Raw genomic sequence first — 18,618 nt, forward strand, 5'->3', positions numbered from 1 at the left:
CACCTACTCGATGACCAGCTCGACCGGCATGGTGCCGCGGGTGGCGTTGGAGTACGGGCACACCTGGTGGGTGGCCTCGACGAGCGCGTGCGCCGCCTCCGGCGCGATGGTGTCGGGCAGCTCGACCCGGAGCGTGGCGTCGAGTTGGAAGCCGCCCTGGCCGTTGGGTGACAGGCCGACCTCGGCCGTGACCGCGGCGTCGGCGACGTCGAGTTTCAGGCGGCGGGCCACCATCTGCATGGACGAGGCGAAGCAGGCGGCGTAGCCGGCGGCGAACAGCTGCTCGGGGTTGGTGCCCTCGCCGTCGCCGCCCAGCTCCTTCTGCAGGCCCAGCGTGAGGTCCAGCTTCCCGTCCGAGGAGACCGCGCGGGAGTCCCGCCCGGAGGAAGTGGCGACGGCGGTGTAAATCCTTGTGCTCATGGCTCTCCCCTTCCATCTGAACTATACAGACCTGTCTGTCTATCGGGACTCTCAAGGTAGACCGGTCTGTCTGGTAGCGTCAAGGGGTGACCGAAGAGATGCCGCAAACCCGTCGCCCGGCCCGCGCGCGCGTCCTGGAGGCCGCCGGCCGCCTGTTCTACGCGGAGGGTGTGCACGCGGTGGGGATCGACCGGATCATCGCGGAGGCGGAGGTCGCCAAGGCGACCTTCTATCACCACTTCCCGAGCAAGGACGATCTCGTCCGGGCTTATGTGACCGAGCAGACCTCGCGGCAGCGGGCCGCGGTCGCCGCGTTGCCGGCCGCCTCGCCACGGGAGACGCTCGAGGCCGTCTTCGCCGCCATGTGCGACTTCGGAGCCGGACCCGGCTATCGCGGCTGTCCGTACATCAACGCCGCGGTGGAATATCCCGACCCCGCCCACCCCGTGCGGCAGGCCATCGACGCGCAACGGCGCTGGCTCCGCGATCTGTATCGAGACCTGCTGGCCGCCGACGGGCATCCGGACGCGGAGCGGACCGCCGACATCCTGCTCCTCCTCAGGGACGGACTCTCGGTCGGCTTCGACCTCGACGATCCCGCCGCGGTCCGCCCCGCCGTCCGGGAAGCGCTGGCCAGGGTCCTGGGCCCGGTGGGTGCGGCGTCGAGGTAGCCCTAGTCGGTGAGCAGCTTCACGATCGCCAGGGCGCCGATGCAGACGATCACGGCACGCAGGGCAGGAGCCGGGAGCCTGCGCCCGACCTTGGCCCCGAGGAAGCCGCCCGCCATGGAGCCCAGCGCCACCAGCAGCACCGCGAGCCAGTCCACGTCGGCCACCAGCGCGTACAGCACCGCGGCCACCGAGTTCACCAGCAGCGCCAGCACGTTCTTCGCCGCGTTGAGCCGCTGCAGGTCGTCGGCGAGGAGGATGCCCATCAGGCCGAGGAGCATGATGCCCTGCCCGGCGCCGAAATAGCCGCCGTAAGTGCCGGCGGCCAGCGTGCCCAGCCACAGCCACGGCCCGCCGTGCTCACGCGCCGGGTGCGCCGTGAGCAGGCGGCTGAGCCTGGGCTGGATCATCACCAGGGCGCAGGACACCGCGATCAGCACGCTCACGATCACGTTGAAGCTGCTCTCCGGCAGGTTGAGCAGCAGGAACCCGCCGATCAGCGAGCCGACGACGGAGGCGGGGGCCAGCGTGAGAAGGCGCTCGCGCTGGCCCTTCAGCTCCGGCCGGTAGCCCATGACGCCGGTGAAGCCGCCGGGGACGAGGCCGATGTTGTTGGAGACGTTGGCCGTGATCGGCGGCAGGCCGACGGCCAGGAGCGTGGGGAAGGTGATCAGCGATCCCGACCCCACGACGGTGTTGATGGCCCCGCCCGCCACGCCGGCCGCCAGCACCGCGGCCATCTCCCAAGGTGTCATGCCGGGAGACTCTAGAGGATGTCTTATCTAATAAGACGATCCCTCTCGGAATATGAGATCCGGACGGATCGGGCGGGCGCGCGTTTGAGGATCTCCCCAGTGTGGCTCACGGGCGGTTCGTCCATGAACGAAATGTGCCGGGGATCCTTGCAGGCGGCCACCGTTGATCGGCACTCGCAGGGTGTTCGGCCGCCGACCGGCTAAGGAGCGGCGACGGCCTCGGCCCTGGCGCGCCTGGCGGCGGGTGACAACCACGCCAGCGCCAGGGCCGTCGCCGCGGCCGTGAACGCGGCGAGGACGGGGACGACCGGCGCGATCTCGTACAGGACCGTGGACAACAGCGGCCCCGCGACGAACGTCGACCCGATCACGGCATTGACCAGCCCGGAGACCGAGCTCTGCTCCTCGCGCCCGACGAGCAGGCCGGGCGCCGCGGCGAACCCCGGCATGGCGAGCCCGAGCCCCACCCCGAGCAGCCCGAACGCCGCGGTGATCAGCCACAGGTCGTGGGCGACGGCGAGCAGCCCGTACGCGGCCACGGCGAGCGGCGTGCCGACGCGGATGAGCCGGAGCGCCCGCCACCCGAGCGCCGGCACGAGTGCGCCCTGCACACCGACGATCACCAGTCCCGTGACGCCGAGGGCGAGGCCCACGCCGCCCGCGGTGGCGTGCGGATCCACGTGCAGCCGGTCGGCGATCAGGAAGCCCAGGATCACCTGCACCAGCCCGAGCGACAGGAAGACGCAGAAACCGATCGCGAACAGCGGCCACAACCGCGCGTCCCACGGGCGCAGCCGGGGGCCCTGGGGTCTGACGGGCGCCGCCTTCGCCGGCTCGCGCCGCAAGGCCACCAGCACCCAGATCGTCAGCACCGCGCAGATCGCCGGGGACACGTAGAGCGGGAGCAGCAGCGACGCCGCGGCCAGCGCGCCGCCTCCGACCGGCCCGACCACCAGTGAGAGCCCCTGCGCCGCGCCGACCAGCCCGGTGGCCCTGGTGCGGTCGGCCTCCCCGGTCGTGACGAGGCCCGCCACGGTGAGCGCCGCGACCGGCAGCGCGGCCAGCCCGACCCCGAACAACACGCTCCGGGTGAGCAGCATCAACACGAGCGTGGCCGGCGGGGACAACACCCCGTCGACCCCGAGGGTGACGGCGGCGGCGAACCCCGCCAGCCCGACGGCCGTGAGCCCCAGCCCCAGCGCCAGGACCGTCCGCAGCCGGAGCCGCCGCATGACGTGTCCCCAGAGCGGGCTGGCCACGGTCAGCGAGGTCGCGGCGACGGTGATGACCAGGCCGAGCTGCGTCTCCGTCAGCGTCAGCTCACGGGCGAGCGGCGCCAGGACCGGCGTCAGGAGCTGCTGGGCGGAGAAGACGGCGAGGATCGTGACGAGCAGGGGAGCCATGGCCTTCCGCACGATCGCGATCCCTCCGTCGTCCGCTCCTGCGCCGTCCGCTCAAATGCTCAGGTGGCGATGGTCCCGGCCTTCACCAGCCAGTCGACGGCCTCCGCGACGGCCTCCAGCGCGGTGTACCGCGGCCGGTGGCCGAGCAGCCGCTCCGCCTTCTCCATGCTGCAGTGCGGGCTGTACAGGATGTGGTCGTACGTGATCCGCGCGTCCTCCTCGGACACCGTGGCCCGCCACCGCTCCCACGGCAGATACGTCAGCCGGGCCTCCCGCCCGAACCAGCCCGCCACCGCGTCGGCGTACCCGCGCAGCGTCAGCGCGCCCGTGGCCACCGAGTGGAAGCTCTCGCCCACGGACGCCGACGGGGCGGCGATCGCGTCCATGAACAGCCGCGCCACGTCGTCGGCGTGCACGTGCTGCAGGGTCTCCAGGCCGAAGTTCGGCAGCGCGAGCTCTTCGCCGTCGGCCAGCGTCTGGAAGACGGCCGGATTGACGTTGCCGGCCGGATTGACCGGCACCCATCCGGGGCCGACGATGTGGCCGGGATGGATGATCGTCGCCGGGAACCCGTCCCGATGCGCCCGCTCCAGCAGGTAGGACTCGATGGCGGCCTTCTGCCGCCCGTACTCGTTGATCGGCTGCTTCCGCCGGTCCTCGGTCGTGGGCACCCGCGCGCTCGGCCCGTGCGTCCAGATCGTCCCGCAGTGCAGGAAGTGCCGGACCCGGCCGTGGAGCGCCTCGGCGATGTGCCGCGCGCTGTCCTCCTGGAAGCAGATGAGGTCGATGACGACGTCGCCCTCCAGCTCCACGATCCGCCGCCCGAACGTCCCGTCGGCGTCCTCCGCCTCCCGGTCCGCAGCGACGGTGGTGACCCGCTGCCACGCCCCGTGCGGGCTGTAGGGCTCCCGTTTGCCCCTGCTCACCGCGACCACGTCATGACCTGCGTCGACGAGCCGAGGGACGAGATAAGTACCGATATGACCGCTGGCCCCGATCACCACTACGCGCATGGATGCAGCGTAAACCGCTCCTGGGCCAACCGATACGCTCCTTAACGTCCGATTTCCGGAGGTCGGTTCTGCGTGTCGGGGGTTGTCGCGGCGTTCGTCGCACTGGTGTCCGTTGCCGTGCTCGGCTACGTCGTCGGCGTCGGCGGTTTACTGCGGGCGAGTGACGAGCTGGTCCTGTCGCGGCTGGCGTTCTTCGTCGCGACACCGGCGTTGATGTTCGCCACCGTCTCCCGCGCCGACCTGCACACGCTCCTCTCACCGGTGCTGCTGACCGAGGTGGTGGCGGTGGTGTGCGTGCAGCTGGCGTACGTCCTGGTGGCGAAGCTGCTCTGGCGCCGCGACCGCCGTGCGGCCACGATCGGCGCACTGGCCTCGTCGTACGTCAACGCCGGCAACCTCGGCGTGCCCATCTCCATCTACGTCCTCGGCGACGGCGCCCTGGTCGCCCCGATCCTCCTCTTCCAGCTGATCGTGCTCACGCCCGTCTCCTTCCTGATCCTCGACAAGGGCGCGAGGTCGATCCGCTCGGCGTTGTCGCTGCCCTTCCGCAACCCCCTCACCGTGGCCTCGCTCCTGGGCCTGGCCTGCGCCCTGACCGGCTTCTCCCTCCCCGTCACGATCATGCGCCCGATCGAGCTGCTCGGCGGCGCGGCCGTCCCGGTGGCGTTGCTCGCGTACGGCCTCAGCCTGTACGGCTCCCAGCGCACGCCTTTGGAGGGGGACAGCGTCGCCTGGGAAGTCACCCTGGTGGTCGTGCTCAAGTCCTTCGCCCAGCCCGCGATCGCGTACCTGGTCGCCCGCTTCGCCCTGGGCCTGGACGGCGCCGCACTGCTGGCCGCCACCCTGTTCGCCGCCCTGCCGACGGCGCAGAACATCTACGTGTACGCGGTGAACTACGACACGGGCAGACGCCTGGCCCGCAGCGCCGTCCTGATCACCACCGTCCTGTCCATCCCCATCATGACGACGATCGGCGCGCTCCTCGGCTGACCGTGAAGTGTCTCGCCGCCGACTACGCCCGCCTGCGCGCCGTCGCTCCGGTCAACCCCACCGCGGGTGCGGACACCTCTGGAGCCGCCCTCGGGTGCGCGCGCCGTGCGGTCGCTGATGGGCGGCACGCCGGACGTCGTTGTACAACCGCAAGTGAGGGACGACGGGGGATCCGGTCCATCCGGATCGGGCCCTTTTCGTGAATTCTCGCGAAACCGGCCAACCTGACGGGCCGTGGAAGGCATCCCCCGGGTGTGACAGTGCTGACTTCCGACGAGGAGTACACCGCGTACGTCAGCGGTCGCCTGCTCTGGTTACGCCGGATCGCCTACGCGCTGTGCCAGGACTGGCACCGCGCCGACGACCTGGTGCAGACGGCGATCACGCGGTTGTACGTCAAATGGCGCCACGCTCGCGAGGCCGCCGACCTGGACGCGTACATGCGGGTGATCCTGATCCGGGTGTTCCTGAAGGAGCAGCGGGGCGGCTGGTTCTCGCGTACCAGGCTGAGCGCGGCCCCGCCGGACGCGACGTCGGCGAAGGAGGAACGCTGAATGGACCTCAAGTCTCTGTTCGACGACCTGGTGCCTGAGGAGCAGCCACCGTCGGAGGTCGACATGGGGGCGGCCATGCGGGCGGGACGCGGCCAGCGCCGTCGGCGCCGGGCGCTGGCGATCCTCACGCCGGTGGCCGCCGCGGCCGTCACCGCCTTGGTGCTGGCCTCCGGAACGCTGGCGGGCCCGGGACGCCGCGATCCGGCCGCCACCGTCACTCCTTCACCCGTACCTTCCGCTTCTCCTTCCAAGCCCCGTCCCTCCGCCGAGGTCTGGCCGGCCGCGGTCACCACCATTCCGGCCAAGTCGGCCGATGGATCCACGTACGCGCCAGTGACCGCGTTGAGCGCCGCCGAGCTGCTGCTGAGGGTGCACAAGCCCGCCACCGACAAGCTCGTCAGGTTGGAGGTGTACGACACGGTGCAGCGCACGGCCAGGGTTCTGGGTGAGGTGCCCGAGCCGGGGGGGAGCCGTCCAGCAGGTCGAGGCCGGACCCGCGCACATCGCCTGGTGGGTCGTGAGCGGCCGTGAGTCCGTCGACCTGTGGAGCACGCCTCGCTCCGGCGGTACGGCGACCCAGGTGGCCCGCCTCAAGATGAAGTCGGCCTTCATGGAACGCATCGCCGTCCTGCAGGACCGCATCGTCTGGCCGGTGAGGAACGGCGGGCTGCACTCGATCCCGATCACCGGTGGCACCCCGCGGGCCCTGCCCGGCACCGAGGGGCTGCACCTGCAGTCCTGGCCCTGGGCGTCCGACATCGGGCACCACGGCTTCCACGACAAGGTCAACCAGACCGTGCTGATGAACCTGGAGACAGGGGAGCGGATATCCCTGCAAGCACCCCCGGAGGCAACGGAAATGCGCTGCAGCCCGAGCTGGTGCGTGGCGAGGGTGGACCGTCGCTATGTGACGTGGCGTCGCGGCGGTGGCGAACCGCAGCCCGTAGATGGTTCTTTCTTTCCGCACATGGGGATCCGGGCGGATCGGTTCGCCGATGGCTCGACGACCCTTTACGACCTCGCCACCGGGCAGAAGGCCGGGATCGGATGGACGACGCCGCAGGGCTCGACCGGGTTCAGAGATTTCGGCGGCCTGGTGATCAGCTGGGAGGCGCCGCGGTGCGGGGCGCCCGGCGCGATCCCGTGCCGCTCGGGTGAGGAGCCCGAACTGGCGGTCCTGAACCTGGCGGCAGTGCCATGACACCGCCGCCCGCACGGAGAGCCGCTTTAGGCTCGCATGGGTGACGCTTCCTCCCGTGCCCCGGCTCGACGTCCACGAATACCTGCCGGACCTGCCCGTCCCCCTCGCCTACGAAGGCCCCTGCCCCGGTGGCCAGGTCGGCGCCGCGTACGTACGCTGGCCCGACGGCCACCGGTCGGTGCTCACGCGCGGCCCTGACGTGAGCGGGCTGCTCGCGACGGCGCGGGCGGCCGGGATCCCGGCACCGCGGTACGAGCTGGTGCATCCCCCGATCGTGGTCCAGGAGCTGCTCCCGGGGAGCGTCGCGCGCGAGCCCACGGCGGCGATCGTGGAATCCATGCTCGAGATCAACCGGCGCTGCCGCGGCCTGCTCGCGGGGCGTTCCGACCTGCCCGCGCTCCCCCTGTACCTGCGCGAGGACGGGCCCGGCTTCTGCCTGCACGGCTCGCTGCGCGCGTACGACAGCCGGACCCGGCGGCTGCTGGACCAGGTGGAGGAGGTCGGGCGGCACTTCCCTGACACGCTGGAGGGCGACGACCTGGTCCACACCGACTTCCACCCGGAGAACGTGCTGGTTGACGCGTCAGGGCGGGTCACAGGCGTCATCGACTGGGACGGCGCGACCCGCGGCGACGCCGACTTCGACCTGTTCACGCTCCGCTTCGACCTCGCCCACCGCGCTCCGGGCCTGCGCGTGGAGGTCCCCGACACGGTGGCCCAGGTCTGCTGGGCGCACATGAGCCTGCGCATGGTCGACTGGGCCATCCGCCACTTCACCGCGTCCGACGTCACCGACTGGCTCGACATCGCCGACCGGCTCAGACCGCGCTGACCCATCGATATGATCCCGATCTCATTGAAGATCGCACGACAGCCTCCTCGATTGTTAGCGTTTACGCCACCAACGACGATCTTCTAGGGGTTCCGATGACCGAGTCCTCGGTGATGCCGCTGCACATGCGGCGGGTGGAGTTCGATCCGGCTCCGGAGCTGGCGGCGGCACGCGACGAGGAGGGGGTCACACAGGTCAAGACCGCGTTCGGCGCGGACGCCTGGCTCGTGACCCGGTACGCGGACGTCCGCGAGGTGCTGGGCGACGCCGAGCGCTTCAAGATCGCGCCGCAGACCCTCGCCCGGCTGCCGGGAGCGCCCGAGCTGACCGAGGAGCAGCTGGCCAAGCTCAACGCGGGCAACCTGCTGGGCGTGGACCCGCCCGAGCACACGCGGCTCCGGCGCATGCTCACCCCCGAGTTCACGATCCGGCGGATGCGCCGGCTGGAGCCGCGGATCAAGCGCATCATCGACGACCACCTCGACGCCATGGAGGCCGCCGGCTCCCCGGCCGACCTGGTGTCGTCGTTCGCGCTGCCGATCCCGTCGCTGGTGATCTGCGAGCTGCTGGGCGTCCCGTACGAGGACCGCGAGGGCTTCCAGCACCGCAGCAGCCGGATGCTCGACATGTCGGTGCCCGCCGAGGAGCGGGTGGGCCTGCAGTTCGAGGCGCGAATGTACATGGAGCAGTTGGTCCGCCGCATTCAGGCGGATCCCGGCGAGGACCTGCTCGGCATGCTGGTCCGCGAGCACGGCGACGACCTCACCACCGACGAGCTGATCGGCATCGGCAGCCTGCTGCTGTTCGCGGGCCACGAGACCACCTCCAACATGCTCTCCCTGGGCACGCTGGCGCTGCTGCGCCACCCCGAGCAGCTCGAGATCATGAAGAAGGACCCCGAGCGGATCGACGGCGCGGTGGAGGAGCTGCTGCGCTGGCTCAGCATCGTGCACTCCGGCACCACGAAGGTCGCCACGACGGAGGTGGAGCTCGGCGGCCGCACGATCGCCCCCGGCGACCTGGTGATCTGCGCCCTCCCGGCGGCCAACCGCGACCCGGCGCTCCTCCCGGACGCGGACAAGTTCGACGTGTCGCGTGGAGCGCCCGGCCACGTGGCGTTCGGCCACGGCGTGCACCACTGCCTGGGCGCCCCGCTCGCCCGCATGGAGCTGAAGACGGCCTTCCCCGCGCTGTTCCAGCGCTTCCCCGGGCTGCGCCTGACGGACACGGCGCCGCAGTTCCGCTCGTTCTACGCCGTGTACGGGATGTCCTCGCTGGAGGTGGCCTGGTAGCGGACTTTGTCGGTCCCGGCGGGTAGCGTGCAAGCGTCATGCCTATCGACGTCGCGGCGCACGAGCTCATCGGCAGGGACCACCCGGCCGCCTTGCTGCGTGCCGAGATCGCGCGGGTGATCGGCAGCCACGGCGGCCTGGTGCTGGTCACAGGCGAGGCGGGCATCGGCAAGACCACGCTGGTCACCAGCGCGGCCCGGGAGGCCAGACGGCAGGGCGCGCTGGTGGTGGGCGGCGCGTGCTGGGAGTCCGGCAGCGCGCCCGGCTACTGGCCGTGGACCCAGGTCTTCCGCGCCCTGCGGCGCAGCGCCGAGCCCGAGGAGTGGGCGGTGGCCGAGGAGGCGGCGGGCGACAGCCTGGCCGCCCTGCTCGGCGAGGCCCGCGGCGGCCTTGGGGAGGCACGAGGCGGCTCGCCGCTGAGTGAGACGCGCGGCGGCCCGCCGTCGCTGGGTGAGGAGCAGGGCGGCCCGGCCGCCCTCGACACCTTCCGGCTCTACGACGCCGTCACCTCCGCCCTGGTCGCGCTGTCGCAGCGCCGTCCCGTGGTGATCGTCATCGACGACCTCCACGTGGCCGACCCGGCCTCGCTGCGGCTGCTGGAGTTCGCGGCCCAGCAAACCTGGTTCGAGCGGCTGCTGCTCATCGGCACCTACCGCGACGCCGAGGTCGAGCCGGTCGACCACCCGCTGCGCGACCTGCTGTCGCCGCTCGTCGCCAAGGCCACCGCGATCACGCTCACCGGTCTCGACCCGGCGGGCGTGGCGGCGCTCATGGCCCGCACGGCCGGTCAGGAGCCGCCGCCCGACCTGGTCGCCGAGGTTCATCTCCGCACGGGCGGCAACCCGTTCTTCGTCGAGCAGACCGCCAGGCTGTGGCGCAGCGGCGGCTCGGCCAGCGCGATCGCGCCCGGCGTCCGCGACGCGCTGCTGCGCCGCCTGTCGCTGCTGCCGCGGCCCGTGTCCGAGCTGCTGCCGGCCGCGGCGGTGCTGGGGCGCGAGTTCCACCGGCAGGTGCTGGCCGCCATCGTCGCCGCCCCGGTCGCACACGTCGACCGGCTGCTGGAGCTGTCCGTGGTCGCCAAGCTGGTGGTGTCCAAGGGCGGCGGCGTCTTCGCCTTCGCCCACGACCTGGTGCGCGAGACCCTCTACGACTCCCTGGACGACCCGCGCGACCTGCACGCCGCGATCGTCACCGCCCTCGAACGCGCGCCCGGCCTCGCCGGCAAGGTGCTGCCGAGCGACCTGGCCAGGCACGCTTACCTCGCGGGCGACCGCGTCACACCGGCCCGGGCGACCGAGCTCCTGCTCGCCGCGGCCCGCGACGCGCGCAGCCGGCTGGCGGGAGAGGAGCAGCTGGTCCACCTGCGCCGGGCGTACGAGCGGAGCGCCGCCGACCCGCGCGCACACGCGCTGATCGCGCTCGACCTGGGCAGAGACCTGCACCACAGCGGCGAGCGTGACGAGGCGAAGCGGTTGTTCCATGAGGCCGCCGCCATCGCCCGCGATCTCGACGATCCCGAGCTGCCCGCCCGCGTCGCGCTGGTCCACTGCTCCCACCTCGGCCAGGCCGAGGCGCTCGACCTGCTGCGGGAGGCCCACGCCAGGCTGGTCGGCCGCCGGGTGCCTGACGAGCGGCTGGCGCTCGACCTCGTCGTCCACCTCGCGCAACTGGCCAGGCAGGGCGGCGACGACGACGCGCTGGCGTTCAGCCTGTGGGCGCATCACGACATCATCTGGGGGCCAGGCACGGCCGGGGAGCGGGCGGCGCTGACGGGCGAGCTGATCGGCCTGGCGCGGCGCACCTCCGACCCCGAGCTCGAACACTTCGCCCAGGCGCTGCGCTGGGTGGCCCTGATCGAGCAGGGCGACCCCCGCTATCTCGACCAGTTCCACGACTACGCCGCCAAGGGCCGGCGCAGCGAGCAGCCGCACTTCGTCATGACCACGGCCATCGACGCGAGCATCCTCGCGGCCCTGGCCGGGCGCTTCGCCGAGGCCGAGTCGCTGCTCTCGGGCATCCGGCTGGACGCCCGGCACGATCACTTCGCCTTCATGCTCAAACACCACCGGTGGGCGCTGCTGTGGCTGCAGGGCAGGGTGGTGGAGCAGGAAGAGGTGCTCGACGAGCTCAGGGGCAGCGGCCATCCCTGCGTCGGGTTGCTGGAGGCGCTGACCGCGCTCCAGGGCGACGACCTCGACGTCGCGCTGCGCCGCCTGGCCGACGGGGAGCCGCGTGACCGCATGTCCCAGCCGCTGTGGTTGCGCCTTCAGGCCGGGGTGGCTGCGGCCACTCAGGACCCTGAGCTGTGCGCCGCGGCTAGGGCTGCGTTGTCGCCGCATCGCGGGCAGTGGGCGGTGGCGCTGCTCGGCTGGGACATCAGCGGCCCTTACGACCTGTGGCTGGCTTTGGTCGACGCGGCCGAGGGCCGCTGGGACGCGGCCGTGGAGGGCTTCACCGCCGCCTACCGGTCAGCCGACCGCATGCAGGCCCGGCCGTGGTCCGTGCTGGCCCGTTCTCATCTGGCCGACGCGCTGCACGAGATCGGCGACGTGGAAGCGGCGGAGAAGCTGGCGGATGGCGTCCGCCAGGAGGCGGCCGAGCTGGGCATGCGCCAGGTGCTGGAGTCCGTGCGCCCGCCGCGCCCCGCGCCGCGTCAACGGTCGATCCCCCCTGAGCAGGGCGATGCGCCGGCCCTGCTGGGCCATGCCTGGCCGGCCGGAGGCCGCGCCGTGCGACCCCACGCCGGACGGCACGTCACGACTTCTGGTGAGTTCCGGCGGGACGGGGCGGTCTGGTCGCTGGTGTTCGCGGGCCGCTCCGCACACATGCCCGACGCCAAGGGGTTGCGCGACCTTCACACCCTGCTGGGCCTCCCGGGTGAAGACGTGTCCGCCGTACGCCTGCTCGACCCGGAAGGCGGCGAGGTGGTCGTGGCGGCCCGCCGGATGGGCGGCGACGAGGTGCTCGACGAGGAGGCCAAGACGCAATACCGGCGCCGCCTGACCCGGCTGGACGAGGAGATCGACCGGGCCGTGGAGCTCGGCGACGACCGGCGGGCGGCCGAGTTCGACCGGGAGCGGGTGGCGCTGCTGGAGGAGTTGCGGGCCGCGTCCGGACTCGGCGGCCGCACCCGCCGCCTGGGGGATGAGGCCGAGCGGGCCCGCAAGACGGTCACGGCCAGGATCCGCGACGTCCTCCGCAAACTCGACCACACCCACCCCGAGCTGGCCGCCCACCTGCGCGCATCGATCTCCACCGGCTCCACGTGCCGCTACCAGCCGGAGGACGACATCACCTGGCGCCTCTGAACGGTTGGCACCGGTCACCACGAAGCCGACCAGCCTGATTCGGCAGGACTTGAAGCTGAACTGCCCTCACCTTTTCCTCGTACCTCCAAATGGACCCATGAGGAACATGTGAGGTGGAACTATCAGTAACGCCGCATCAGTGGGGCAAATTGAGCAAACCGGAGCACTTCTCGACATACTTCGTCGTGCGCTCACGTCCCTGAATGTCTCCGCCGTCGTGATCGACGTGATCCACCTCGACATGAACTCGGCGGCACCTCGCTACATCGACCGCAAGCCCGCCGTGCTGGAAGTGCGTGGCGGGGACGGCACACTGCGCGGGCGGGTGGAGATCGTCGGCGAGGGGGAGAACCGCGCATACCTCGTACGGCCGACGGGCCGTGCCGAGACTCCTCGCTTTCCGATCGGTTCGCATGACGAGGCCGCGACCTACTTACACGGCCTCGTACGCGGCGCGTCCGACAGCCGGCACGCCTCGTCGAGGCGAGCCTGATCGCCGGTGAGGCGTCACGCGAGCGTTCCGCCGGAGACGTCCAGATGGTGGCCGGTCACGTAGCGGCTGTCGTCCGAGGCCAGGAAGGCCACCGTGTCGGCGACGTCCTCCGGCGTCCCTAGCCGGCCCAGGGGTGACAGCGACGACAGCCAGGTCAGGGCCTCGCCGACCAGGCGTCCCTGGTGCATGTCGGTGTCGATGACCCCGGGCGCCACGGTGTTGACCGTGATGCCGCGCGGCCCCAGCTGCTTGGCGAGCGTCGAGGTGAGCACGTCGAGCGCGGCCTTGGACATGGCGTACCCGATCGCCCGGGGCATCGTCATGCCCCGGGTCAGCATCGTCCCGACGGTGATGATCCGGCCGCCGTCCCGGAGCCGCGGCAGTGCCTGCTGCGTGATGAAGAACGGAGCCGTGGTGTTGACCGCGAACAGGCGCTCGAAGCCCTCCCGGGTCACCATGTCCGTCTCGCTCTGGTCTCCGAGGATGCCCGCGTTGTTGACCAGGATGTCCAGGCTGTCGGCGTGCGCGTCGAACGCGGCCCACAACGCCTCGGCGTCTCCCTGCGCCCCCAGCTCGGCTCGGAGAGCGAAGGCCTCCCCGCCTGCCGCTTCGATGGCGGCGACCGTCTCCTTGGCCGCCGCCTCGTTGCTGCCGTAGTGCACGGCGACCCGGGCGCCCTCCCGCGCGAGACGGACGGCGACGGCTCGGCCGATCCCCCTGCTGGCGCCGGTCACGAGTGCGGTCTTGCCGATCAATGACGTCATGCTTCCCCATTTCGCGTACGCCGTACCTGAAATAAGACTCTAACCATTCAGGTACGATGTACGCAAATGAGTGACGAAGAACTGATCAGTATCTGGATGCGGCCGGAACGGCTGGAGCGCTCCGGGCCCGGGCGGCGGCCCGGATACAGCCGGGAGCAGGTCACCCGTGCGGCCGTCCGGATCGCCGACTCCGAAGGGATCGAGGCCGCGACCATGCGCCGGATCGCGGGCGAGCTCGGCACCGGAGCCATGTCGCTCTACCGCTACGTGCCCAGGCGCGACGACCTGTTCGACCTCATGATCGACATGGTGATGGGCGAGGTCGAGCTTCTCAGCAGGCCGTCCGGCGACTGGCGGGCCGATCTGTCGCTCGTCGCCGGGCGGACGCGCGCCGCGGGCCTGCGCCACCCCTGGCTGATCGGGCTGCTCGGCGGCCGTCCCACCCTCGGCCCGCAGCTCCTGCGCGTGCGCGAGTTCGCCCTCGGCGCGCTCGACGGGCTCGGCCTCGACATCGACGCGATGGCCGGCTTCGTCGGCATGCTCGACGACTACGTCCACAGCGCGGTCCGCCGCGAGATCGGCTGGCTGGAGCACGCCCGCCGCACCGGGCTCGACCAGGAACGATGGAAGCGCGACTACATCGGCCCGTACGTGCGGCAGGTGGTCGAGTCGGGCGCCTACCCGCTGTTCAACCGGTCCATCCTGGAGTCCAGGATCGCGCATCTCACGCCGGAGGAGCGCTTCAGGTACGGGCTCGATCGTGTGCTGGACGGAATCGGCGCGGGGGGGGGGGGGGGGGGCGGGGGGGGGTCCGCGGCCCCCGCCCCGGGGCGGGGGGGGGCCGCTTGGTGTGCTGGCGGGATGCGGCCCGCGGATCGCGTCGGCCGGAGCGGGCTGACGCGATCCGCGCGCCGAGGCATGGTCGGTCACTTGCGGTTGTACAGCCGCATCGTCAGCGTCCCGAACACCGCGATCAGCACGCCTGCCGACACCAGCACCCACGTGATCTCCCCGACGTCCGGCGTGCCGCGCATCAGCGACCGCACGGCGCTCACCAGATGGGTGATCGGGCTCGCGTTCACGAACGGCTGCAGCCATCCCGGCATGGTGGACGGGTCCACGTAGACGTTGCTCAGGAAGGTCAGCGGCATCATCACCAGCATGCTGACCCCCATCAGCGCCTTCTCGCTGCGCATCAGCAACCCGAGCATGGTCCACAGCCACGAGAACGCGAACGAGAAGCCGAGCAGCAGCAGGGTCCCGCCCGCCACCCCGGTGATCCCGCCCTGCGGACGGAAGCCCAGGACCAGGCCGATCACCAGGATCACGATCGAGGCGATGGTGTAGCGCAGCAGGTCGCCCAGCAGGTAGCCGACCAGGGTCGATGGCCGCCAGATGGACAGCGTGCGGAAACGGTCGAAGACGCCCTTCTCGATGTCCTTGTTAACCTCGATGCCGGTGTACATGGTGATCATCACGACGCTCGTCACCATGATGCCCGGCAGCAGGAACTGCAGGTATTTGGTCGGCGAGCCGCCCAGCGCGCCGCCGAAGAGGTACGTGAACATCAGCGTCATCATCAGCGGGAACGCGGTCACGTCGAAGAGCTGCTCGGGCACGTGCTTGATCTTCAACATCGCCCGCCAGCCGAACGTGACCGACGCCGACCAGGCGCTCGGCCGCGCCGGTTTCGCCCCGGGCGTCAGGACCGTGCCCAGGACGTCGGCCGCGGGTGCGTACGTGGTGCCGCTCTCGGTGGTGGTGCTCATGCTGCCGCCTCCTCGGTGGCGCGGTGGTCGGTGAGGGCCAGGAAGACCTCGTCCAGGCTGGGCTGGCCGAGGGAGAAGTCGTCGACGACGATGCCGGCCTCGGCCAGCCGGTGGAGGGCACGGGAGGCTTGCTCGGCCTCGTTGCCGCCGGTGATGCGCGCGGTGAGCGCGACGGCGTCGGACTCCAGGTAGACGGCGGTGTCCAGCGTCTCGGCGAGCACGCGCTCGGCGGCCTGGCGGGTGGCCGGGTCGCGCAGCCGTACGTGGATCGAGCCCGAGCCGACGGACGACTTCAGCTCGCCGGGCGTGCCCTCGGCGATGACCTTGCCGTGGTCGATGACCGCGATGCGGCTCGCGAGCCGGTCGGCCTCCTCCAGATATTGAGTGGTGAGCAGCACGGTCGTGCCGTGGGCCACGACGATGCGGATGATGTCCCAGACGTTGTTGCGGCTGCGCGGGTCGAGACCGGTGGTCGGCTCGTCGAGGAAGAGCAGGTCGGGCGTGTTGAGGATGCTCGCGGCGATGTCGATGCGCCGCCGCATGCCGCCCGAGTACGTCTTGACCTGCCGTCCCGCGGCCTCTGTCAGCCCGAACGCCTCCAGCAGCTCCGCCGCCCGCGCCCTGGCGGCCGGCTTGCGGTGGCCGAGCAGGCGGGCGAGCAGGATGAGGTTCTCCGCGCCCGTCAGGTCCTCGTCCACGGAGGCGTACTGGCCGGTCAGGCTCACCCGGCGGCGTACGGCGTCCGCCTCGCGCACCACGTCGTGCCCGAACACGCTCGCCTGGCCGCCGTCCGGCCGCAGCAACGTGGCCATCATCCGGACCGCGGTGGTCTTGCCTGCCCCGTTGGGGCCGAGCACGCCGTACACGGCGCCGGCGGGCACCTTGAGGTCGAGGCCGTCGACGGCGCGGGTGTCGCCGAATGTCTTGACGAGTCCTGATGTCTCTATCGCCAGTTCTGGCATGATCTCCCTTTCCGCAATCACGACAAATCACGCGACGTACGGCTGGGCGCGGCGGGCGTCGCGCAGCGCCCGGCCCCACCACGTGAGCTGGTCGAGCATGGCCGCGATCGCACACAGGCGGTCGTCGGTGTCACAGGGCCATCCGGCCCCTTCGAAGCCCTCGCCGAGCAGGTCGAGCCCCACCCAGTCGCGCACGGTCACGGCGTGCAGGGCGCAGAAGACGGTGCGGAGCTGCTCGACCGCGTACATGCCGGAGGAGCCGGACCCGTAGGACACGAACCCGACCGGCTTGGCCTGCCACTCGTCATAGGCGAAGTCGATCGCCTGCTTGAGCGAGGCGGGGAAGCTGCGGTTGTACTCGGGGGTGACCACGACGAACGCCTCCGCGTCGCCCACCGCGGCGGCGAAGCCCCTCATGGCGGGGGTCGCCTCCTGCGGGTAACAGCCGGGGAAGGCGTAGCCGGCCAGGTCGAGCACCTCGACCTCGAGGTCCTCACGGCGGCGGGCCCGCTCGGCGAACCACTGGCCGACCGCGTCGCCGGCGCGGCCGACCCGGGTGCTGCCGATGATCACCGCCACCCGCAACGGGCTCATGATCCGTCCTCCCTTCCGCGCCGTCACCCGGTAGGCGCTAGAAGGGTCGCTAGATCGGATCTAGCGCATGCGCGTGCTTCGGTTTTCCCCTTCTGGACGATCTTGGGGCAGTACGCTCTCCCCGGAACTTCATAATTCGACCAGATTTGTCCGGAAAGGCGCCGCGTTGACAGAACGGCCGCTCAATACCGACGTCCCGAGCCCCGCCCGCATCTACGACTACTGGCTGGGCGGCAAGGACAACTACGAGATCGACCGCATCGTGAGCGAGCAGATCCTCCAGGCCCTGCCGGACCTGCCCATCCTGGCGCGTACCAACAGGGAGTTCCTCGGCCGCGCCGTGCGCTACATGGTCGCGGAGGCGGGCATCAGGCAGTTCTTGGACATCGGCACCGGCATCCCGACGGCGAACAACACTCACCAGGTCGCCCAGTCGGTGGCGCCCGACAGCCGTGTCGTCTACGTCGACAACGACCCCATGGTCCTGGCGCATGCACGGGCGTTGCTGCGCAGCTCGCCGGAGGGCACGACCGCGTTCATCGACGCCGACCTGCGGGAGCCGGCCAAGATCCTGGCCGCGGCCGGCGAGATGCTGGACTTCGACAGCCCGGTCGGCCTGACGCTCCTCGGCGTCGTGGACTTCCTGCCCGACACGGGCGAGGCCAAGGCGATCATCCGGCGGCTGATGGACGCCCTGGCGCCGGGCAGCCACCTGGCGATCTCGCACGGCATCGTCGGCAAGCAGCTCGAAGAGGGCGTCCGCCACTGGAACGAGAGCGGCGGCGCGCCCATGACGCTGCGCACGCTCGAGGAGATCGCCGGTTTCTTCGACGGCCTGGAGCTGCTGGAGCCGGGCGTGGTGCCGCTGCCGCGCTGGCGCCCGACGCCCGAGACGCTGCACGCCGACCGCGAGGCCGTCTACTACGCGGGCGTCGGCCGAAAGTAGCGAAACGTGAAGCGGCCCGCCGAGACCACTCAAGGGAGCGCCATGGGGGCGGGGTCTCGGCGGGCCGGGTCCGTGGTGGGCCGGGGTTGATCTCTAGTGGCCGTCGTGGCCGTGGTCGTCGCGCTCGTCCTGCTTCTTGCCGCCGACCACGGTGAAGGAGGCGGTGGCGACCTTGTTGCCGACCTTGACGGTCACGGTCTTGGCGCCGGGCTTGGCGTTGGCGGGCACGGTCAGGGTCTTGGTGGCGCTCCCGCCGGACAGGGCGACGCGGTAGGTCTTGCCCTCGGGGCTGATCACCGTGGCCGTACGTGAGGAGACACCCTTGGCGTTGATCGTCACCTCGTACGAGGCGCCGGCCCGCACGCGGCTCGGCTCGACCGAGACCTTGAGCCCGGCCTTACTGCTGTGGCTGTCACGGAGCTCCTGGGCTATCGCGAGCGTCGAGGCGTCGTACGTCGGCGTCGCCTTCGGAGTCTCGATCGCGGTCGTGGGCTGCGGCTTGCGGACATCGGCGAGTGCCGCGCCGGAAAGGGGCAGGGCGAGCATGGCCGCGCTGGTGAGGGCCACGACGAGGGGCTTGGAGAAGCGCATTGGTCAACATCCGATCCGGGACCGACCTGGCCGAACCTCTTGAGTTCAACCCCCGAAGGCCGT

The 18,618-nt window shown here is 71.2% G+C and carries 19 protein-coding genes and 1 pseudogene; 11 read left to right on the forward strand and 9 right to left on the reverse strand.

The features are described 5' to 3' along the window. Window positions 1–3: 3 nt before the first annotated feature. Complete coding sequence (locus ID574_RS14760; protein ID WP_188189350.1) at window positions 4–420, reverse strand: organic hydroperoxide resistance protein; 417 nt, start codon at window positions 418–420, stop codon at window positions 4–6. An 86-nt stretch (window positions 421–506) separates the two neighbouring features. Here ID574_RS14760 and ID574_RS14765 point away from each other — a divergent pair, with 86 nt between their 5' ends. Beyond that, window positions 507–1,091, forward strand: a complete 585-nt coding sequence (locus ID574_RS14765; protein ID WP_223166678.1) for a TetR/AcrR family transcriptional regulator — start codon at window positions 507–509, stop codon at window positions 1,089–1,091. Between the two features lie 2 nt (window positions 1,092–1,093). Here ID574_RS14765 and ID574_RS14770 read toward each other — a convergent pair whose 3' ends face one another. From ID574_RS14770 to ID574_RS14780, 3 genes are all read right to left on the reverse strand, one after another. Further along, the gene (locus tag ID574_RS14770; protein WP_188189351.1) at window positions 1,094–1,843 is read right to left on the reverse strand and encodes a sulfite exporter TauE/SafE family protein; all 750 of its coding nucleotides are present in this window, start codon (window positions 1,841–1,843) and stop codon (window positions 1,094–1,096) included. Between the two features lie 200 nt (window positions 1,844–2,043). After that, window positions 2,044–3,258: an MFS transporter gene (locus ID574_RS14775; protein ID WP_188189352.1), complete on the reverse strand. Its 1,215-nt coding sequence runs from the start codon at window positions 3,256–3,258 to the stop codon at window positions 2,044–2,046. Window positions 3,259–3,305: 47 nt separating this feature from the next. Then, window positions 3,306–4,259, reverse strand: coding sequence for an NAD-dependent epimerase/dehydratase family protein (locus ID574_RS14780; protein ID WP_188189353.1), 954 nt, complete (start codon window positions 4,257–4,259; stop codon window positions 3,306–3,308). Window positions 4,260–4,331: 72 nt separating this feature from the next. On the opposite strand from ID574_RS14780, the gene ID574_RS14785 reads away from it, so the two are divergent. The 8 genes from ID574_RS14785 (at window position 4,332) to ID574_RS14820 (ending at window position 12,929) form a co-directional block, all read left to right on the forward strand. Continuing rightward, window positions 4,332–5,249 (forward strand): AEC family transporter, encoded by a 918-nt coding sequence (locus ID574_RS14785; protein ID WP_188189354.1) that lies wholly within the window; start codon window positions 4,332–4,334, stop codon window positions 5,247–5,249. 254 nt (window positions 5,250–5,503) lie between these two features. Further along, window positions 5,504–5,803 carry a sigma factor gene (locus ID574_RS14790; protein ID WP_223166679.1) on the forward strand — a complete coding sequence of 100 codons (300 nt, stop codon included), beginning with the start codon at window positions 5,504–5,506 and terminating at the stop codon, window positions 5,801–5,803. Further along, a complete protein-coding gene (locus tag ID574_RS14795; protein WP_188189355.1) occupies window positions 5,804–6,334 on the forward strand; it encodes a hypothetical protein in 531 nt (176 codons plus the stop codon). After that, window positions 6,321–7,004 carry a hypothetical protein gene (locus ID574_RS14800; RefSeq protein WP_188189356.1) on the forward strand — a complete coding sequence of 228 codons (684 nt, stop codon included), beginning with the start codon at window positions 6,321–6,323 and terminating at the stop codon, window positions 7,002–7,004. Before ID574_RS14795 ends, ID574_RS14800 begins: the two co-directional genes overlap by 14 nt. Window positions 7,005–7,044: 40 nt before the next feature. After that, the gene (locus ID574_RS14805; protein WP_223166680.1) at window positions 7,045–7,836 is read left to right on the forward strand and encodes an aminoglycoside phosphotransferase family protein; all 792 of its coding nucleotides are present in this window, start codon (window positions 7,045–7,047) and stop codon (window positions 7,834–7,836) included. A 95-nt stretch (window positions 7,837–7,931) separates the two neighbouring features. Further along, the gene (locus tag ID574_RS14810) at window positions 7,932–9,128 is read left to right on the forward strand and encodes a cytochrome P450 (protein WP_188189357.1); all 1,197 of its coding nucleotides are present in this window, start codon (window positions 7,932–7,934) and stop codon (window positions 9,126–9,128) included. A gap of 38 nt (window positions 9,129–9,166) precedes the next feature. Further along, a complete protein-coding gene (locus tag ID574_RS14815; RefSeq protein ID WP_188189358.1) occupies window positions 9,167–12,436 on the forward strand; it encodes an ATP-binding protein in 3,270 nt (1,089 codons plus the stop codon). A gap of 217 nt (window positions 12,437–12,653) precedes the next feature. Then, the gene (locus ID574_RS14820; RefSeq protein ID WP_188189359.1) at window positions 12,654–12,929 is read left to right on the forward strand and encodes a hypothetical protein; all 276 of its coding nucleotides are present in this window, start codon (window positions 12,654–12,656) and stop codon (window positions 12,927–12,929) included. A 14-nt stretch (window positions 12,930–12,943) separates the two neighbouring features. Here ID574_RS14820 and ID574_RS14825 read toward each other — a convergent pair whose 3' ends face one another. After that, window positions 12,944–13,693 carry an SDR family NAD(P)-dependent oxidoreductase gene (locus ID574_RS14825; RefSeq protein WP_188189360.1) on the reverse strand — a complete coding sequence of 250 codons (750 nt, stop codon included), beginning with the start codon at window positions 13,691–13,693 and terminating at the stop codon, window positions 12,944–12,946. 96 nt (window positions 13,694–13,789) lie between these two features. Between ID574_RS14825 and ID574_RS14830 the strand changes: the two are divergent. Continuing rightward, window positions 13,790–14,461 (forward strand): annotated as a pseudogene (locus tag ID574_RS14830) (TetR/AcrR family transcriptional regulator); the annotation flags it as partial. 158 nt (window positions 14,462–14,619) lie between these two features. Here the strand turns inward: ID574_RS14830 and ID574_RS14835 are convergent. From ID574_RS14835 to ID574_RS14845, 3 genes are read right to left on the reverse strand one after another with little or no spacing between them, the layout of a single operon-like run. Further along, complete coding sequence (locus tag ID574_RS14835; protein WP_188189361.1) at window positions 14,620–15,462, reverse strand: ABC transporter permease; 843 nt, start codon at window positions 15,460–15,462, stop codon at window positions 14,620–14,622. After that, window positions 15,459–16,424, reverse strand: a complete 966-nt coding sequence (locus ID574_RS14840) for an ATP-binding cassette domain-containing protein (RefSeq protein WP_188189362.1) — start codon at window positions 16,422–16,424, stop codon at window positions 15,459–15,461. Before ID574_RS14840 ends, ID574_RS14835 begins: the two co-directional genes overlap by 4 nt. A gap of 27 nt (window positions 16,425–16,451) precedes the next feature. Then, window positions 16,452–17,018 carry an NADPH-dependent FMN reductase gene (locus ID574_RS14845; protein ID WP_188189363.1) on the reverse strand — a complete coding sequence of 189 codons (567 nt, stop codon included), beginning with the start codon at window positions 17,016–17,018 and terminating at the stop codon, window positions 16,452–16,454. 166 nt (window positions 17,019–17,184) lie between these two features. On the opposite strand from ID574_RS14845, the gene ID574_RS14850 reads away from it, so the two are divergent. Further along, window positions 17,185–17,964, forward strand: coding sequence for an SAM-dependent methyltransferase (locus ID574_RS14850; protein WP_223166681.1), 780 nt, complete (start codon window positions 17,185–17,187; stop codon window positions 17,962–17,964). Between the two features lie 93 nt (window positions 17,965–18,057). On the opposite strand, the gene ID574_RS14855 is transcribed toward ID574_RS14850, so the two are convergent. After that, window positions 18,058–18,555, reverse strand: a complete 498-nt coding sequence (locus ID574_RS14855) for a hypothetical protein (RefSeq protein ID WP_188189365.1) — start codon at window positions 18,553–18,555, stop codon at window positions 18,058–18,060. Window positions 18,556–18,618: the final 63 nt, after the last annotated feature.

The sequence above is a fragment of the Nonomuraea sp. SYSU D8015 genome (assembly GCF_008065375.1).
Taxonomy (GTDB): Bacteria; Actinomycetota; Actinomycetes; order Streptosporangiales; family Streptosporangiaceae; genus Nonomuraea.

Excerpts from the sequence above, each read along its gene's own strand:
- ID574_RS14760 (WP_188189350.1), bottom strand. The coding sequence starts at position 420 with ATGAGCACAAGGATTTACACCGCCGTCGCCACTTCCTCCGGGCGGGAC.
- ID574_RS14770 (WP_188189351.1), bottom strand. The coding sequence starts at position 1,843 with ATGACACCTTGGGAGATGGCCGCGGTGCTGGCGGCCGGCGTGGCGGGC.
- ID574_RS14780 (WP_188189353.1), bottom strand. The coding sequence starts at position 4,259 with ATGCGCGTAGTGGTGATCGGGGCCAGCGGTCATATCGGTACTTATCTC.
- ID574_RS14795 (WP_188189355.1), top strand. The coding sequence starts at position 5,804 with ATGGACCTCAAGTCTCTGTTCGACGACCTGGTGCCTGAGGAGCAGCCA.
- ID574_RS14810 (WP_188189357.1), top strand. The coding sequence starts at position 7,932 with ATGACCGAGTCCTCGGTGATGCCGCTGCACATGCGGCGGGTGGAGTTC.
- ID574_RS14815 (WP_188189358.1), top strand. The coding sequence starts at position 9,167 with ATGCCTATCGACGTCGCGGCGCACGAGCTCATCGGCAGGGACCACCCG.
- ID574_RS14825 (WP_188189360.1), bottom strand. The coding sequence starts at position 13,693 with ATGACGTCATTGATCGGCAAGACCGCACTCGTGACCGGCGCCAGCAGG.
- ID574_RS14835 (WP_188189361.1), bottom strand. The coding sequence starts at position 15,462 with ATGAGCACCACCACCGAGAGCGGCACCACGTACGCACCCGCGGCCGAC.
- ID574_RS14840 (WP_188189362.1), bottom strand. The coding sequence starts at position 16,424 with ATGCCAGAACTGGCGATAGAGACATCAGGACTCGTCAAGACATTCGGC.
- ID574_RS14845 (WP_188189363.1), bottom strand. The coding sequence starts at position 17,018 with ATGAGCCCGTTGCGGGTGGCGGTGATCATCGGCAGCACCCGGGTCGGC.
- ID574_RS14855 (WP_188189365.1), bottom strand. The coding sequence starts at position 18,555 with ATGCGCTTCTCCAAGCCCCTCGTCGTGGCCCTCACCAGCGCGGCCATG.